Source organism: Plantibacter sp. VKM Ac-2885 (assembly GCF_015351205.1).
Taxonomy (GTDB): domain Bacteria; phylum Actinomycetota; class Actinomycetes; order Actinomycetales; family Microbacteriaceae; genus Plantibacter; species Plantibacter auratus.
Window position 1 is genome coordinate 1,152,424 of the sequence record NZ_JADKSK010000001.1, and the last position, 15,524, is coordinate 1,167,947.

At 70.4% G+C, this 15,524-nt stretch carries 14 protein-coding genes; 8 read left to right on the top strand and 6 right to left on the bottom strand.

The genetic code is table 11. The annotated features are described in order from the left end of the window. Positions 1-37 precede the first annotated feature (37 nt). The 4 genes from ITJ66_RS05595 to ITJ66_RS05610 all read left to right on the top strand — a co-directional run bounded on the left by ITJ66_RS05595 (position 38) and on the right by ITJ66_RS05610 (position 2,944). The gene (locus ITJ66_RS05595; RefSeq protein ID WP_192018741.1) at positions 38-481 is read left to right on the top strand and encodes a DUF3592 domain-containing protein; all 444 of its coding nucleotides are present in this window, start codon (positions 38-40) and stop codon (positions 479-481) included. Between the two features lie 279 nt (positions 482-760). Further along, entirely contained in the window at positions 761-1,375 is a 615-nt protein-coding gene (locus tag ITJ66_RS05600; RefSeq protein WP_194599297.1) for a hypothetical protein, read from the top strand. 142 nt (positions 1,376-1,517) lie between these two features. Continuing rightward, complete coding sequence (locus ITJ66_RS05605; RefSeq protein ID WP_137242288.1) at positions 1,518-2,285, top strand: YcnI family protein; 768 nt, start codon at positions 1,518-1,520, stop codon at positions 2,283-2,285. After that, the gene (locus ITJ66_RS05610) at positions 2,285-2,944 is read left to right on the top strand and encodes a copper resistance CopC family protein (protein ID WP_194643902.1); all 660 of its coding nucleotides are present in this window, start codon (positions 2,285-2,287) and stop codon (positions 2,942-2,944) included. Before ITJ66_RS05605 ends, ITJ66_RS05610 begins: the two co-directional genes overlap by 1 nt. A gap of 850 nt (positions 2,945-3,794) precedes the next feature. Here ITJ66_RS05610 and ITJ66_RS05615 read toward each other — a convergent pair. Further along, on the bottom strand, positions 3,795-4,454 hold the full coding sequence (locus ITJ66_RS05615) for a fasciclin domain-containing protein (RefSeq protein ID WP_137242286.1): 660 nt from the start codon (positions 4,452-4,454) through the stop codon (positions 3,795-3,797). A 208-nt stretch (positions 4,455-4,662) separates the two neighbouring features. Here ITJ66_RS05615 and recQ point away from each other — a divergent pair, with 208 nt between their 5' ends. The 4 genes from recQ (at position 4,663) to pip (ending at position 10,971) form a co-directional block, all read left to right on the top strand. Next, on the top strand, positions 4,663-6,657 hold the full coding sequence (gene recQ / locus ITJ66_RS05620) for a DNA helicase RecQ (RefSeq protein WP_194643904.1): 1,995 nt from the start codon (positions 4,663-4,665) through the stop codon (positions 6,655-6,657). A gap of 161 nt (positions 6,658-6,818) precedes the next feature. Then, positions 6,819-8,900: an acyl-CoA dehydrogenase gene (locus ITJ66_RS05625; RefSeq protein WP_194643906.1), complete on the top strand. Its 2,082-nt coding sequence runs from the start codon at positions 6,819-6,821 to the stop codon at positions 8,898-8,900. A 90-nt stretch (positions 8,901-8,990) separates the two neighbouring features. After that, positions 8,991-9,878 carry a neutral zinc metallopeptidase gene (locus ITJ66_RS05630; RefSeq protein ID WP_194643908.1) on the top strand — a complete coding sequence of 296 codons (888 nt, stop codon included), beginning with the start codon at positions 8,991-8,993 and terminating at the stop codon, positions 9,876-9,878. Positions 9,879-10,011: 133 nt separating this feature from the next. Continuing rightward, the gene (gene pip / locus ITJ66_RS05635) at positions 10,012-10,971 is read left to right on the top strand and encodes a prolyl aminopeptidase (protein WP_192018718.1); all 960 of its coding nucleotides are present in this window, start codon (positions 10,012-10,014) and stop codon (positions 10,969-10,971) included. Between the two features lie 127 nt (positions 10,972-11,098). On the opposite strand, the gene ITJ66_RS05640 is transcribed toward pip, so the two are convergent. From ITJ66_RS05640 to ITJ66_RS05660, 5 genes are all read right to left on the bottom strand, one after another. Continuing rightward, positions 11,099-11,821 carry a polysaccharide deacetylase family protein gene (locus tag ITJ66_RS05640; RefSeq protein WP_194643910.1) on the bottom strand — a complete coding sequence of 241 codons (723 nt, stop codon included), beginning with the start codon at positions 11,819-11,821 and terminating at the stop codon, positions 11,099-11,101. A gap of 101 nt (positions 11,822-11,922) precedes the next feature. After that, complete coding sequence (locus tag ITJ66_RS05645; protein WP_194643912.1) at positions 11,923-12,393, bottom strand: adenylyltransferase/cytidyltransferase family protein; 471 nt, start codon at positions 12,391-12,393, stop codon at positions 11,923-11,925. Between the two features lie 181 nt (positions 12,394-12,574). Beyond that, entirely contained in the window at positions 12,575-13,297 is a 723-nt protein-coding gene (locus ITJ66_RS05650; protein ID WP_137242281.1) for a polysaccharide deacetylase family protein, read from the bottom strand. Next, positions 13,294-14,274 (bottom strand): glycosyltransferase family 2 protein, encoded by a 981-nt coding sequence (locus ITJ66_RS05655; RefSeq protein ID WP_137242280.1) that lies wholly within the window; start codon positions 14,272-14,274, stop codon positions 13,294-13,296. The genes ITJ66_RS05650 and ITJ66_RS05655 overlap by 4 nt, the downstream gene beginning before the upstream one ends. Beyond that, positions 14,271-15,314: a glycosyl transferase gene (locus ITJ66_RS05660; RefSeq protein WP_137242279.1), complete on the bottom strand. Its 1,044-nt coding sequence runs from the start codon at positions 15,312-15,314 to the stop codon at positions 14,271-14,273. The genes ITJ66_RS05655 and ITJ66_RS05660 overlap by 4 nt, the downstream gene beginning before the upstream one ends. Between the last annotated feature and the right edge of the window lie 210 nt (positions 15,315-15,524).

Here is a 15,524-nt window from a genome sequence, read left to right on the forward strand (position 1 = left end):
CCGGGTCGTGGGTCCGCCCGCCGGATAGCATGTGATCGTGGACCCCCACGATCTCCTCGGCCTCGTCTTCGAGGTCTTCACCTGGATCGGCTTCGGCAGCGCCGTCGTCGTGCTGCTCGTCATGCTCATCGCGCGGGCTGCGGACGGCAGCTGGGTGGAGACGCACGGGGTCATCGTGGACCTGCCGGACGACGCGGGCGGCGGGGACGTCGATCGAGGTCCGGGGCGCGAGGTCCGCTGGATGACCGAGGCGGCCGAGCTGTACTCACGACCCGTCACGGATGCGGAGTTCGACGCCCTCCGCGACCCCGAGGAGCCGAACGTCTTCTACGCCCGCCGGGAACCGTCGCGCGCACGCTTCCGCAGGACGGCCGATCACACGAGAGCGCTCCGGCTGCTCTTCGGCGTGACCTTCGGCATCGGCGTCGTCTGCTCCATCGCCTCGATCGTCCTGCTGTTCGTCGCCGACACCGGGGCCTGACCACCTGGTCCTCCTTCCGGTCACTGAGCCTGTCGAAGTGCCCTCCGAGTGAATCTGCTTCCGGTCCCTGAGCACCCCCTCCCCGGTCCCTGAGCCTGTCGAAGGGCCATCCTCCCGGTCATTGAGCCTGTCGAAATGCCCCCGAGTGACCCCTGGTCCGGGCTCCGATCGTCCTGGCCACCCCCTCCCCGGTCCCTGAGCCTGTCGAAGGGCGACGCTCGGGTAGGCTGTGAACACGAGCGTCGACACCTGGTCCGCTCGCTCTCCCGGAGGCATCGCATGACGGAACGGTGGGCCCGTGTCGCCCGCGGCACCGCCGCAGCCGCGTTCGCCACCTTCGCCGCCGCCCTCTCGCACACGATCGGCGGGGCCGCCGCACCGTCCGCGTTCGTCCTCCTGGTCGGTGGCACCTTCGCCGTCCTGGTCTGCGTCCTCCTCGCCGGCCGCCGCATCACCGCACTCGGGGTCATCGCCTCCGTGCTGGTGAGCCAGCTCGGCTACCACGCGCTCTTCACCCTCGTCCCGAGCACCGTCAGTGCCACGGTCGCATCCGGCGGTGCGACCGGCCCCGCCGACTGGCACCGGCACGGGGTCGTCGAACTCGCGACCGGCGGCGTCACCGCGGCGCACACCCACGGCGACACCACGATGTGGGCGGCGCACCTCGTCGCGGCCGTCGCGACCATCGCAGCCATCCTGTTCGCCGAACGCGCGACACTCGCAGCTCTCGCCGCCCTGACCGTCCGGATCCTCGCCCGCCGCGCGGCACCGACGCACCTCGTCCCCGCACCCCGCCGGGTTCGCTGGGTCCGGGTCAACCGACGTCCCCGCAACCTCGGGGTGGTCCTGCTCCACCTGCGACACCGCGGTCCGCCGGCGCTCGCCGCCGCCTGACCGACGCACCACCCTCCGACCGGGACGGGTGCCGTGCGCGGCCGGGCCGGCCCGACGCAGCAGCACCCTTCGGCGCGCCATCCGGCGTGACCATCCCCTTTCCGCACGCTCGACGCCGTGCGGAGCAGTCGACAGGACGATCATGAACGCAACCACCCTCCGCCCCACCTTCCGCAAGCCCGCCGTACTCGGTGCCGTCGCCATCGGCGCCGGAGCGCTCCTCGCGGTCGGCGCACCGCTCGCCGCCAGCGCCCACGTCAGCGTCACGCCGACCTCCACGGCCGCCGGCTCCTACACGGTGCTGAGCTTCGCCGTCGGTCACGGCTGCGACGGCTCGCCCACGACGAGCCTCTCCTTCGAGATCCCCGAGGAGATCAACGCCGTGACGCCGACGGTCAACCCGAACTGGACCATCGACAAGCAGATGGCCCCGCTCGCGAAGCCCATCACCGACAGTCACGGTGAGCAGCTCGCCGAGCGCGTCGGCACGGTCGTCTACACGGCCAAGACGCCCCTCGCCGACGGCTACCGCGACACCGTCTCCTTCCAGGTCCAGCTGCCGGCCGACGCCGAGGGCAAGACCCTCGTCTTCCCGGTGACGCAGACGTGCGAGGTCGGCCAGACCGACTGGACCGACGTCGCGAAGGACGGTCAGACCGAGGACGACCTCGAGTCGCCGGCGCCCGTCGTCGTCGTGACCGCTGCCGAGGCCGGCGACCACCACGGTGGCGCTGCCATGGACGACGACGGTGACGGCGACCACACCGAGGCCGCTGCCTCGACCGACGCCGGCACCACCGACGTGCTGGGCCGCGTGCTCGGCATCGCCGGTCTCGTCGTCGGTGCCGCCGGCATCGTGATCGCTGCCTCCGCACGCCGCGCAGCGTCCGACGCGAAGCGCCAGGCCTGATGACGGTCTCCCGTCGTCGCCGTCTCGTCGGCACCGCTGCGACCGCGTTCCTCGCGGTCGCAGCGGTGCTCGCCGTGGCCCAGCCGGCCTCAGCGCACAACAGCATCATCTCGACGACGCCGGCCGAGGGTTCGACGATCACGGAGCAGCCGGAGCAGCTCGTCATCACGACGAACGACAACCTGCTCGACCTCGGGGAAGCCGGCCAGTCCAACCAGATCCAGGTGACCGGTCCCGGCGACGAGCGGCTGTACTACGGCACCGCGTGCGCAGCGGTGAACGGACCTGCGCTCGTCATGCCGCTGCAGCTCGGGCAAGCCGGCGAGTACACCGTCGTCTGGCAGCTCGTCTCGACCGACGGCCACCCGCTGTCGGGCAGCTACACCTTCGAGTGGGCGCCGGCCGAGGGCCAGGAACTCGCCGCGGGGAGTGCGAAGCCCGCGTGCGCGACGAGCGGTGCCTCCACGGTCGAGCCTTCATCGGAGGCGGGCGGTGTCGAGCCGGAGTCGTCCTCCGGCGGGCTCAGTGGCGATGTGTGGTGGATCGTCGGCGCGATCGGCGTCGTCCTGATCGCCGGCATCGGCGTGCTGCTCGTGACCCGGCGGAAGCCGGAGCCCATCTCGGACGACCAGGGCACGGACACCCCGTCCGGTCCTTGAGCCGCACCCCGTCCGGTCCCTGAGCGACACCCTGTCCGGTCCTGGGCCGGCACCCCGTGCGTTCCCTGAGCGCCACCCCGTTCGGTCCCTGAGCGGCACCCCGTTCGGTCCCTGAGCTTGTCGAAGGGCGGTCCGGTCGATGGTGTCCTCGGATGGCGAGGTGCTTCGTGGGCACGTCGACAGGCTCAGTGACCGGGTGAGGTGCCATGCCTCGGTCCCTGAGCTTGTCGAAGGGCGGTCCGGTCGATGGTGTCCTCGGATGGCGAGCTGCTTCGTGGGCACGTCGACAGGCTCAGTGACCGGGTGAGGTGACACGCTTCGGTCCCTGAGCTTGTCGAAGGGCGGTCCGGGCGATGGTGCTGTCGGCTGGCGGGGCATCTCGTGGGCACTTCGACAGGCTCAGTGACCGGGGGAGGTGCCATGCCTCGGTCCCTGAGCTTGTCGAAGGGCGGTCCGGGCAATGGTGCTGTCGGCTGGCGAGGTGCTTCGGGGGCACGTCGACAGGCTCAGTGACCGGGTGAGGTGCCATGCCTCGGTCCCTGAGCTTGTCGAAGGGCGGTCCGGTCGATGGTGTCCTCGGATGGCGAGGTGCTTCGTGGGCACGTCGACAGGCTCAGTGACCGGGGGAGGTGACACGCTTCGGTCCCTGAGCTTGTCGAAGGGCGGTCCGGTCGATGGTGTCCTCGGATGGCGAGGTGCTTCGTGGGCACTTCGACAGGCTCAGTGACCGGGGGAGGATCGGGCGAGCGGGTTCCGGTCCCGACACAACGGAACAGCCCCGCCATCCTCGAGAGGATGACGGGGCTGTTCCGTTGTTACCGGTGTAGCGTGCGGGTGAACCCGCGGTCGGCTACTTTGCCGGCGGCATCAGCACCGAGTCGATGAGGTACACGGTCGCGTTGGCGGTCTTGACGCCACCGCAGATGACCTTGGCACCGTTGACGGTGATGTTGTCACCCGAGCCCTCGACCTTGACGGTTCCACCCTCGACGGTGGTCTGCTCACCGTCGATGTCGGACGGAGCGATCTGGCCGGGGATCACGTGGTACGTGAGGATCGAGGTCAGCGTCGCAGCGCCCTCAGGCGTCTTGAGGCTGTCGATCGTCGCGGCGTCGATCTTCTTGAACGCGTCGTCGACCGGGGCGAAGACGGTGAACTCGGAGCCGTTCAGCGTGTCGACGAGGTTGACGTCGGGGTTCAGCTGGCCGGAGACCGCAGCGGTGAGCGTGGTCAGCAGCGGGTTGTTGGACGCGGCGACGGCGACGGGGTCGGCCGACATGCCGGCGACGGAGCCAGCACCGTCCGGGACGGCGTCAGCGTAGGCGGCGCAGCCCGAGCCGACGAGGTCCGCTGCGGGGTCGGCGGTCATGCTCGACTCGGAGGGAGCGGAGCTCGGCTCCATCGAGGAACCGCTGTCGGAGCTGGAGCCGCTGGAACAGGCTGCGAGGCCGAAGGTCGCGACGGCGGCGAGTGCGAGCACTGCCATGTGGTTTCGCTTGATGGTACGCATGTGATTCTCCTTTGATGAGGTTTGGACCGGTTGTCGAGTGCCTCTCAGAACCGGCCCTCGATGACACTTCGGAGCCCCCACGGGGGTGGTTTGGAAAAAGATCCGATCGCGTGTCGGACGGGGTCGCGCATTAAGAGGAGCGAAATTCTTCGGATCCGTTCCTGTGGAGGGGCACCGGGGTGTCAGCCGCTGCGGCTACGATCGACGGATGAGCTGGAGCACCGAACCCGACTGGATCCCGGACGACGCGGACGCTCCCGACGACTTCGACGCCCCACCGCCCGACGACGCGTACCTCGGCGGTGGTGTCGCGTGGGGGAGCGGAGCGGTCGCGTCCGCTCCAGCCGCTGCGGCTCCGGTGGCCGCCCGTGCGGCGGGCCAGAAGTTCGCCACGGCGCAGGAGGCACTCCACACGGTCTTCGGGTACGACGCGTTCCGCGGCGAGCAGCAGCAGATCATCGAGCAGGTCTCCGGCGGCGGCGACGCGGTCGTCCTCATGCCGACTGGTGGGGGCAAGAGCCTCTGTTATCAGATCCCCGCCCTGCTCCGACCGGGCACCGGCATCGTCGTCTCCCCGCTCATCGCGCTCATGCAGGACCAGGTCGACGCACTCCTCGCCGTCGGCGTCCGCGCCGCGTTCCTCAACTCCACGCAGGATCCCGCCGAGCGGTCCCGGGTCGAACAGGCCTACCTCGCCGGCGAGCTCGACCTCCTCTACGTCGCGCCCGAGCGCCTGAGCTCCGAGGCGACGCGGCGGTTCCTCAGCCAGGGCACCATCGCACTGCTCGCGATCGACGAGGCGCACTGTGTGTCGCAGTGGGGGCACGACTTCCGCCCCGACTACCTCATGCTCGGTGAGCTCGCCGAACGCTGGCCCGACGTCCCGCGCATCGCGCTCACCGCGACCGCCACCGACGCGACGCACCAGGAGATCACGCAGCGGCTCCACCTCGGCGAGGCGAAGCACTTCGTCTCGAGCTTCGACCGCCCGAACATCCAGTACCGGATCGTCGGCAAGAACGAGGTCCGCAAGCAGCTCGTCGCGTTCGTGAAGGAACAGCCGGCCGGCACCGCCGGGATCGTCTACTGCCTCAGTCGCAAGACGGTGGAGCAGACGGCGCAGCTCCTGCGCGACAACGGGGTGGACGCCGTGGCGTACCACGCCGGACTCGACGCCTCCGTGCGTGCCGCGGCGCAATCGCGCTTCCTCCGTGAGGACGGCGTCGTGGTCGTCGCGACCATCGCCTTCGGTATGGGGATCGACAAGCCGGACGTCCGCTTCGTCGCCCACGTCGACCTCCCGAAGAGCGTCGAGGGCTACTACCAGGAGACCGGCCGAGCGGGGCGCGACGGCGAGCCGTCCATCGCCTGGCTCGCCTACGGCCTGCAGGACGTCGTCCAGCAGCGGCGCATGATCGCCGAGTCGCCGGGCGACCTCGCGCACCAGCGCAACCTCAGCGCCCACCTCGACGCGATGCTGGCCCTCTGCGAGACCGTCGACTGCCGTCGGGTCAACCTGATGCGCTACTTCGGTCAGCCCTCCACGCCGTGCGGCAACTGCGACACCTGTCTCGAACCCCCGGTCACCTGGGACGGCACCGTGCCGGCGCAGAAGCTCCTCTCGACGATCGTGCGCCTCAAGCGCGAGCGCAACCAGTCCTTCGGCGCCGGGCAGATCATCGACATCCTCCGCGGCAAGCGGACCGACCGCGTCGCCCAGCAGCGACACGACGAACTCGCGACCTTCGGCATCGGCGAGGACCTCAGCGACCAGGAGTGGCGCGGCGTCGTCCGTCAGCTGCTCGCACGCGACCTCCTGGCCACCGTCGGCGAGTACGGCACGCTCGGCCTCACCGACGGGAGCGCCGAGGTGCTCGCCGGGAACCGGCCGGTGGCCATGCGTCGCGAGCCGGAACGTGCCGCACGCTCCTCGTCGAGGTCGTCCTCCCGCTCGTCGAGCGCGAACGCCGAGCTCGAGCCGGCCGCGGCCGAGCTGTTCCAGGCCCTGCGTGCCTGGCGGGCCGGGGTGGCGAAGGAGCAGGGCGTCCCCGCCTACATCGTCTTCGGCGACGCGACCCTGCGGGAGGTCGCGACGGCGAAGCCCGACTCGCTCGGTGCGCTCGACGGCATCAGCGGCATCGGTGCGAAGAAGCTCGACGCCTACGGGCAGGCGCTCATCGAGGTCGTCGCCGCCAACGCCTGACGCCGCTCCTGAGAGCGAGCTGCGACAGCTGTGGGGGAGGACCAAGTCGATCGACGGCGATCGGGCGGACCCTTGTCCACATCCCACAGGCGCTTTCACCCATCGTTATGACAGTCCTACCATTGTGGGAGGTTTTCATGGGTGAAAGGCAGGACACAGCGATGGTCGACACAGCGATCCGGACGAGCGTCAGCGGTACCACGGCAGCGACGGTCGAGGTGGCGCCGTCCGACGCGCGGATCGACGTCCCGGCGCTCGCGCACCAGCTGCTCGGCACCTGGCCGGAGGCCCGTCTCGCCTCTCGCGCGCTCGCCGCGAAGCCGGAGATGCAGCGCATCGAGGGCCAGTCGATGGACGACCACCGCGACCGCGTCTTCCACCAGCTGAAGCTTCTCGTCGAGAACGGCCAGGTGCTCAAGGCGTTCCCGAAGCGCCTCGGCGGCGCCGACGACCACGGCGGCAACATCGCCGGGTTCGAGGAGCTCGTCCTCGCCGACCCGTCTCTCCAGATCAAGTCCGGTGTCCAGTGGGGCCTCTTCGGTGCGGCGATCCTGCACCTCGGCACCGAGCCGCACCACGACGCGTTCCTGCCCGGCGCGATGAACCTCGACGTCCCCGGTGCCTTCGCGATGACGGAGTCCGGTCACGGCTCCGACGTCGCCTCGATCGCGACCACGGCGACCTACGACCCGGAGACCCTGGAGTTCGTCATCGACACCCCGTTCCGCGCGGCGTGGAAGGACTACCTCGGCAACGCGGCCGTGCACGGCAAGGCGGCGACCCTGTTCGCGCAGCTCATCACGAACGGCGTGAACCATGGCGTCCACTGCTTCTACGTGCCCATCCGCGACGACGAGGGCGCATTCCTCCCCGGGATCGGCGGCGAGGACGACGGCCTGAAGGGCGGGCTCAACGGCATCGACAACGGCCGACTGCACTTCACCGGTGTCCGCGTGCCGCGCACCAACCTCCTCAACCGCTACGGCGACGTCGCCGAGGACGGCACCTACTCCTCGCCCATCACGAGCCCCGGGCGACGCTTCTTCACCATGCTCGGCACGCTCGTCCAGGGCCGGGTGTCCCTCGACGGAGCCGCGACGTCGGCCTCCGCCCTCGCCCTGCAGATCGCGATCACCTACGGCAGTGAGCGTCGGCAGTTCAATGCGGGCAGCGACACCCAGGAAGAGGTCATCCTCGACTACCAGCGCCACCAGCGCCGGCTCCTGCCGCGCCTCGCGACGACGTACGCGCAGATCTTCGCCCACGACCGACTGCTCGTGAAGTTCGACGAGGTGTTCAGCGGCAAGGCCGACTCGGACGACGACCGTCAGGACCTCGAGACGCTCGCGGCGGCCCTCAAGCCGCTGTCGACCTGGCACGCGCTCGACACGCTCCAGGAGTCGCGGGAGGCCTGCGGTGGCAACGGCTTCCTCGCGGAGAACCGCCTCACCGGCCTGCGCGCCGACCTCGACGTCTACGCGACGTTCGAGGGCGACAACAACGTGCTGCTGCAGCTCGTCGCCAAGCGCCTCCTCACCGACTACAGCCGGAAGTTCGCGAAGGTCGACGCCGGTGCGCTCGCCCGCTACGTCGTCGAGCAGGCGACCGACCGCGCCGTGCACAGCAGCGGACTCCGGAGCCTCGCGCAGACCGTGAAGGACTTCGGGTCCACCGCACGCTCGGTGAGCCAGCTGCGCGACACGAACGTCCAGCGCGAGCTGCTGACCGAGCGCGTCGAGTCGATGATCGCCGAGGTCGCGACGAAGCTGCGCGGCGCGAACAAGCTCTCCAAGCAGGCCGCGTCCGACCTGTTCAACGCACACCAGAACGAACTCATCGAGGCCGCGCGTGCGCACGGCGAGCTCCTCCAGTGGGAGGCGTTCACCGAGGGTGTCGAGCAGATCCAGGACCCCGGCACCAAGCAGGTGCTGACCTGGGTGCACGACCTCTTCGGGCTCTCGCTCATCGAGAAGCACCTCGCCTGGTACCTCATCCACGGGCGCCTCTCCCCGCAGCGCGGCCAGGCCGTCAGCGCGTACGTCGACCGCCTCATCGCCCGGTTGCGTCCGCACGCCCTCGACCTCGTCGAGGCCTTCGGCTTCGCGCCTGAGCATGTGCGCGCACCCATCGCGACCGGCCAGGAGGCGCAGCGCCAGCAGGAGGCCGCCGACTACTTCGCCGAGCTCCGTGCCTCGGGCGACGCTCCCGTCGACGAGAAGACGCTCACGAAGAAGTCCCGCTGACCGCAGCCGGTTGACAGGAGGCATATCGTCGTCGGCGCAAGGGTCCGGCGACGATATGCCTCACCTCGCGCTGCGCGGTAGGGTGCCGACATGACGTTCAACGACAACGCCGACATCAGCGGGAACAAGGTCAAGCGACGGGGCCGCACGGCCGGCATCGCCGTCGGTGGTGGCGCGGTCGGCGTCATCGTGATCGCCCTGATCTCGCAGTTCCTCGGGGTCGACGTGACGGGCATCCTCGGCGGCGCCGGCGTCGGTGGGGGCCAGCAGGAGGAGAGCCAGCTCTCCGACGAGTGCCAGACCGGTGCCGACGCGAACGCGAACGTCGACTGCCGCATGGGCGGTGCCTACTCGTCGCTCGACGCCTACTGGGCCGAGGAGCTGCCCGCGCTCGGCGTCGACTACACCTCGCCGGCCGACTTCATCATCTTCGACCAGCAGACGAACACGGGTTGCGGCGCCGCCACGAGCGCCACCGGCCCGTTCTACTGCCCGCCGGACCAGACCATCTACATCGACACCAGCTTCTACGCCGAACTGCGCGACCGCTTCGGCGCCTCGGGCGGACCGCTCGCCGAGATGTACGTCGTCGCCCACGAGTGGGGGCACCACATCCAGGCGCTCACCGGCATCATGGACCGCGCCGACCGCAGCGGTACGGGCCCGGCCTCCGATTCCGTGCGCATCGAGGTACAGGCCGACTGCTTCGCCGGCGCGTGGGTCGCCGCCGCGTCCGACACCGAGGACGCGAAGGGGGTCGCCTTCCTGAAGCCCGTGACCCAGCAGGAGATCGACGACGCCCTGAGCGCCGCGGCCGCCGTCGGTGACGACCGCATCCAGGAGGCCGCGACCGGCCAGGTGAACCCCGAGGCGTGGACCCACGGCTCCGCCGAGCAGCGGCAGCGCTGGTTCATGACCGGCTACCAGTCCGGTCCGTCCGCGTGCGACACCTTCTCGGTGTCCGCCGACCAGCTCTAGCCCGCGAGGGGTCCCGAATGGTCGGTTCCGGGTGTGCCGAGCCGGCCATTCGGGACCCCTCGCGAGCTGTGGGGCGATGGGTGCGGCATGCTAGATGAGACACATGTCGTGAACACAGGAGGAAGTGGACCGTATGGGTGAGCCGTATCCCGAGATCGAGCCGTACGAGACCGGCATGCTCGACGTCGGCGACGGGCAGTCGCTGTACTGGGAGACCTCCGGCAACCCCGACGGCAAGCCCGTCGTGTTCCTCCACGGCGGCCCGGGCGGCGCGACGAGTCCGATCCACCGTCGGCTCTTCGACCCGAAGCGGTACCGCATCGTCCTCGTCGACCAGCGCGGCTGCGGCAGGAGCACCCCGCACGCGAGCGACCCGGCGGCCGACCTGTCGACGAACACCACCTGGCACCTCGTCGCCGACCTCGAGGTCCTCCGGAAGGCGCTGAAGATCAAGCGCTGGATGGTGTTCGGCGGGTCCTGGGGCTCGACCCTCGCGCTCGCGTACGCGCAGAAGCACACGAAGCGCGTCACCGAGCTCGTGCTCCGCGGGATCTTCACGCTGCGCGACGCCGAGCTCGACTGGTTCTACGAGGGCGGTGCCTCCGCGGTCTTCCCCGACCTGTGGGAGGGGTACCTCGAGCCGATCCCGGTCGGCGAGCGCCGCCACCTCATCGAGGCCTACCACCGCCGCCTGTTCGACGAGGACCCGGCCGTCCACGGGCCGGCGGCCGTCGCCTGGTCGCGGTGGGAGTCCTCGACGATCACCCTGCTCCCGCAGGAGGAGACCGTCGCCCGGTTCACCGACCCCCACTTCGCGGTGGCGTTCGCGCGCATCGAGAACCACTTCTTCACGAACAAGGGCTGGTTCGAACCCGAGCAGCTCATCCGCGACGCCGGCAAGCTCGCCGGTGTGCCCGGCGTGATCGTCCAGGGCCGCTACGACATGTGCACCCCGGTCTTCACCGCCTGGGACCTGCACCGGGCGTGGCCGGAGGCGGACTTCACGATCGTCCCCGACGCGGGGCACGCCTTCGACGAGCCGGGCATCCTGTCGGCGCTCATCGACGCGACGGACCGCTTCGCGAAGGACTGAGGGAATGCTCCGGTCCCTGACGACGCCCTTCGACAGGCTCAGGGACCGGGGTCGGCTCAGGGACCGGGGTTGGCTCAGGGACCGGGGTCGGTTCAGGGACCGGGGTCGGTTCAGGGACCGGGGATGATCACTCCGTGAAGCGCGCCCGGCGGACGGCCTTGCCCGCGCGCAGGGCCTCGCCGAGCGAACGGCCGACGAGGCCCTCGCGGGCGAAACCGCTCAGCAGCTCGGCTGCGAGTGCGCCGCGGTCGACCTCGGGTTCCGGGCCGTCGTCGACGCCGTCGGCCGGGCCGGCGAAGCCGTCGTGGGCGAGCAGGATCGAGCCCTGGTGGCAGTGCCGGACGGCGTGGGCGACGCGCTCGTGCTCGCCGACGTCCTTGACGTCCCAGGCGGTCGCGGTCCACAGCACGGTCTGCAGGCCGGCTCGCTTGACGGCCTGCCAGGTCTCGATGCTCTGCGCGCCGTAGGGCGGCCGGAACCACTCGATCGGCTGGCCGCTCAGCTGTTCGAGCTCCTGCTTGGCGGCGAGGGTCCGCCGGTAGGCCGCTTCCTCGGAGAAGTCGGTGAGGCGAACGTGGTCGTCGCCGTGCAGCGCGAGTTCGTGCCCACCGGCGACGATGCGTTCGAGGAGCTCGGGGTGCTTCCGCGCGCGGCCGACGAGGACGAAGAACGTCGCGGTGGCGCCGGCTTCGGCGAGGGCGTCGAGGACCCCTGGTGTGCCGTCGGGACTCGGGCCGTCGCCGTAGGTCATGACGACCGTGCGCTCCTCGGTGGCCACACCGACAATGGAACCGTGGACGGGCAGCGAACCGGTGAGGCGTGCGAGCAGCGCCTGCCGAGCCTTCGTCATGTGTCCACCGCCCTGTGAGTCGATCCGTCCAACAGTACCTCGCTGCCGTGGCGAACGGGAGCGCGGGCGCGGCGGCGGAACGGGCGCAGGGAGGGCGGGTGTCAGGCCTGGACGAGCGTGGTGTCGAGCTCGCGCTGCTCCTCGAGCTGGGCGAGTGCACGGCGGAGTGCCGTGCTCGAGGTGCTCATCGTGTACGGGAAGTAGACGACCTCGACGCCGACCTTGGCGAACTCCGCTTCGAGACGGAGGCCCTCTGCGGTCCCGCGCCAATCGTCGCCCTTGAAGAAGATGTCGAACCGGAGCGCATCCCAGGCCTGGAGCTTGTCGTCCCAGGTCTCCTCGACGGCCTCGTCGACGAAGCCGATGTGACGGACGATCTCGAGGCGTTCCGTCAGCGGGACGATCGGCTCGATGCGCTTCCGGGTGCGCAGCAGCTCGTCGGAGACGACCCCGGCGATGAGGTAGTCGCAGGCGCTCTTCGCGTGACGGAGGATGTTGAGGTGGCCGACGTGGAAGAGGTCGAACGCCCCTGCGGCGTAGCCGACGCGTCCGACTGCACTGCGATCCGTCATGGTCTGCCCCCTGGCATGCTCGTGGTGGTGTGCGCACGGAGCCGTCGGGATCGACTCCGGCATTCGGCACATCCATCGGGCCTCTTGCGAGCCTATGAGGGTCATCAACGCTTGCCGAGTCCACTTTCGAGTGGCACCCGGACGGGGCGCAGGGGCGAACCCCGCGCAGTGCAGGCCAGCGTCAGGAGGAGAAGATGGCGCTCTTCATCGGGCGCCCCTGCACGAGCGCATCGGCGAGGGACCGACCGACCCAGCCTCGCGCCCGGAACTCGGCGAGCAGGGTCGCGGCGAGCGCCCCTCGGTCGACCTCGGGTTCGGCCCCGTCGTCGACACCGTCGGCCGGGCCGGCGAAGGCGTCGTGCGCCAGCAGGATCGTGCCGGGGCGGCAGTCGGACAGGGCGTGGGCGACGCGCTCCTCGGGGGCCACCGCACGTGCGTCCCAGGTGGTCGCCGACCAGAGGACGGATTCGAGACCGGCCCGACGGATGGCGCGCCAGGTCGCGAGATGTTGCGCGCCGTACGGCGGCCGGAACCATCGGACGGGCGTGCCGGCGAGGTCCTCGAGCTCGTGCTTCGCGTCGACGGTGCGACGGGTGACCTCCTCGGCGGTGAACGCCGTGAGACGACGGTGGTCGACACCGTGCAACGCGATCTCGTGCCCCTCCGCGGTGATCCGCGGGATGAGCTCCGGGTGACGGCGAGCGCTGCTCAGCAGGACGAAGAACGTGGCGGTCGCCTCGGCGTCGGCGAGGGATCGGAGGACGCCGTCCGTGCCGACCGGATGCGGCCCGTCGTCGTAGGTCAACACGACGGTCGGGGTGGAGGTCTCGACCTCGATGATCGAGCCCAGGACCGGCAGCGACCGCTTCACGCGATCCTTGAGCCGTGCTCCGAGGCCGCTCATGACCGCTCGTCCCGCGCGTACTCCCGGAAGACCACGCCGAAGGCGCCGACGAACATGCCGCCACCCTTCCGGATGGCTCGCGCGCCGCGCGCCCGGTGATGGAGCGAGCCGGTGAGCGTCCCGAACACGGAACGTGCCACACCGACCGCGGCCCGAGCGGCACCGCCGACCGCCGCGACCACACGGATCCGCGCCCGGTCACGACGTCCTGCCGCGAAGTAACGCTCCACCGTGATCCTGGTGTTGCCATGGCTCCACGCGCGCTGCAACGCCCAGCGCTTCGTCGCGCGGTCCCGTTCGACGAAGTCGTGGGTGACGGACTCGTTGCACCAGACGATCCGTCCACCCCGCCGGACGAGGTGCTTGCTGAAGAGCGTGTCCTCACCACCGCCCAGTTCGAGCTTCGACTCGAACCGCACGCCGAGTGCCCGGACCTGGTCGAGGTCCAGGAGCAGGTTCCCCGCCGCGGCCTCGCCGATGACGGTGCCCGTCGTGCGCTGCACGCGGTCGAAGAACCCACCCGCGACGACCCACGGGTCGGTTCCCTCCGGCAGGTGCGACTGCACGCGGCCCATGACCGCCGCAGCGCCCGTCGCCCGCCACGTCTCGACGATCGGGAGCAGCCAGTGCTCGCCCGGTTCCTCGTCGTCGTCGATGAAGACGAGGAGCTCCGCCTGGTCCGCCTCCGAGAGCGCGCGGTTCCGTGCCGCCGCGATGCCCGGGGTCGGTTCGACCACGTAGCGGACGCCGGGCGTCGAACCGGCGACCTCCCTGGCGCTCGCCGCGGGGTCGTTGTCGATCACGAGGACCTCGGTGCTCACGACGGACGCGTCGGCGTCGCGGAGCCACCGGGTCTGCTCCAGCACCTTCGGCAGGCTCGCGGCGAGGGTCGCCGGGCGTCGGAAGGTGAGGATGCCGACGATGAGGCGGACCTCGGCCGCGCGGGCGTCGGGCCTGCCGGCGGACGACCCGGTCATCGCGCGGCCCCGACCGTGGGCGCTGGAGTCCCGCGTCGCGCGGCGATCGCTCGTCGGTAGGCCTCGACGTGTCGTGCGGCTCCGAGATCCCAATCGCGGTCGACGAACGTCACCGGGCCGCGCGCTGCGGCGCGGACGTGCTCCATCGCCGAGAGCAGTGCCTCGGCGTCGAGCTCACCGGAGAACCGATGCACCCAGCCGGGCCCGACCTCGGCTTCGAGGAGTCGGTTCACCGCGTTGTCCGGCACGAGCACCGGGCGGTCCAGTGACAGGGCGGCGAGGGTGCTGCCGGAGTTGTGCATGAAGCGGTACGGGAGGACCACGAGCTCCGACGAGGTCGCGATGTCCACGAGTTCGTCGTCACCGAGGAAGTGGAGGTCGAGGAGGACGTCGTCTCCCTCGCCCGCGAGCGCGGTCAGGGTGTCGGCGAGTTCGGTGGTCGACGGTTTGCCGCCGACGCGGAGCGAGAGTCCTCGGGTCGTGGCCGCCGCGGATCGGAACGCCTCGATGAGGGTCTCGACACCCTTGTAGCGGCGGATGAGGCCGAAGTAGCCGAACCGACCGTCCTGCTGTGCCGCGCGCGGGTGACGGGCGAACCATTCACGGTAATGGCCGTGGGGGATCAGGATGGACGGTTGGTCCTCGGGCAGGGTCGTCGTCTCGTTGAGCGTGATCCGGAAGTCCGTGCGTCGGTCGATGAGGCGGAGCAGCGCGACCTCGACCCGCGAGATGCCCTGCGGGAGTTCGACGTTGTGCACCGTCCTGACGATCGGGGTCCGGGTGATCGCGAGCCGGATGACGAGCAGCACGGTGAGGCACTGGCGGAGGAACTGCTTCAGCGGGGTGTGCCCCGACACGAGGATCTCGGGCCAGTGGATGTGGAACGCGTCGTACCGCCCGAGGAGCGCGCCCTTCCAGGTGAAGTTCTGCACCGAGACCCCGGGGACCGCGCGGAGGTGGTCGGCCAGCATCACGAGATACGGGTTCGTCGTCGGGCGTGGCACGGGGAACTGCTGCAGGACGGTCAGGTGTCCGCTCATGAACCCTCCAGGGGTCGGTGCTCGGGTGCATCGGTCGCGCTCGGCGTCCGTCGGTGCCTTCCGGCATCCGAGGGTCCGCTGCGAGATCGGGGAGGCGTCGGGTGGTGTGAGCCATTGTGACATGGGCGACGGCCGAGGTCGCGAGCCGGACGAGGCTGCACACGGAGCCGAGGCAGTACACTCGGGGCATCGAGCGCCGGGTGGCCGTCG

Coding starts and splice junctions, on each gene's coding strand:
- ITJ66_RS05610 (WP_194643902.1), top strand. CDS start 2,285: ATGACGGTCTCCCGTCGTCGCCGTCTCGTCGGCACCGCTGCGACCGCG.
- ITJ66_RS05630 (WP_194643908.1), top strand. CDS start 8,991: ATGACGTTCAACGACAACGCCGACATCAGCGGGAACAAGGTCAAGCGA.
- pip (WP_192018718.1), top strand. CDS start 10,012: ATGGGTGAGCCGTATCCCGAGATCGAGCCGTACGAGACCGGCATGCTC.
- ITJ66_RS05625 (WP_194643906.1), top strand. CDS start 6,819: ATGGTCGACACAGCGATCCGGACGAGCGTCAGCGGTACCACGGCAGCG.
- ITJ66_RS05640 (WP_194643910.1), bottom strand. CDS start 11,821: ATGACGAAGGCTCGGCAGGCGCTGCTCGCACGCCTCACCGGTTCGCTG.
- ITJ66_RS05655 (WP_137242280.1), bottom strand. CDS start 14,274: ATGACCGGGTCGTCCGCCGGCAGGCCCGACGCCCGCGCGGCCGAGGTC.
- ITJ66_RS05650 (WP_137242281.1), bottom strand. CDS start 13,297: ATGAGCGGCCTCGGAGCACGGCTCAAGGATCGCGTGAAGCGGTCGCTG.
- ITJ66_RS05645 (WP_194643912.1), bottom strand. CDS start 12,393: ATGACGGATCGCAGTGCAGTCGGACGCGTCGGCTACGCCGCAGGGGCG.
- ITJ66_RS05615 (WP_137242286.1), bottom strand. CDS start 4,454: ATGCGTACCATCAAGCGAAACCACATGGCAGTGCTCGCACTCGCCGCC.
- ITJ66_RS05605 (WP_137242288.1), top strand. CDS start 1,518: ATGAACGCAACCACCCTCCGCCCCACCTTCCGCAAGCCCGCCGTACTC.
- ITJ66_RS05660 (WP_137242279.1), bottom strand. CDS start 15,314: ATGAGCGGACACCTGACCGTCCTGCAGCAGTTCCCCGTGCCACGCCCG.
- ITJ66_RS05600 (WP_194599297.1), top strand. CDS start 761: ATGACGGAACGGTGGGCCCGTGTCGCCCGCGGCACCGCCGCAGCCGCG.
- recQ (WP_194643904.1), top strand. CDS start 4,663: ATGAGCTGGAGCACCGAACCCGACTGGATCCCGGACGACGCGGACGCT.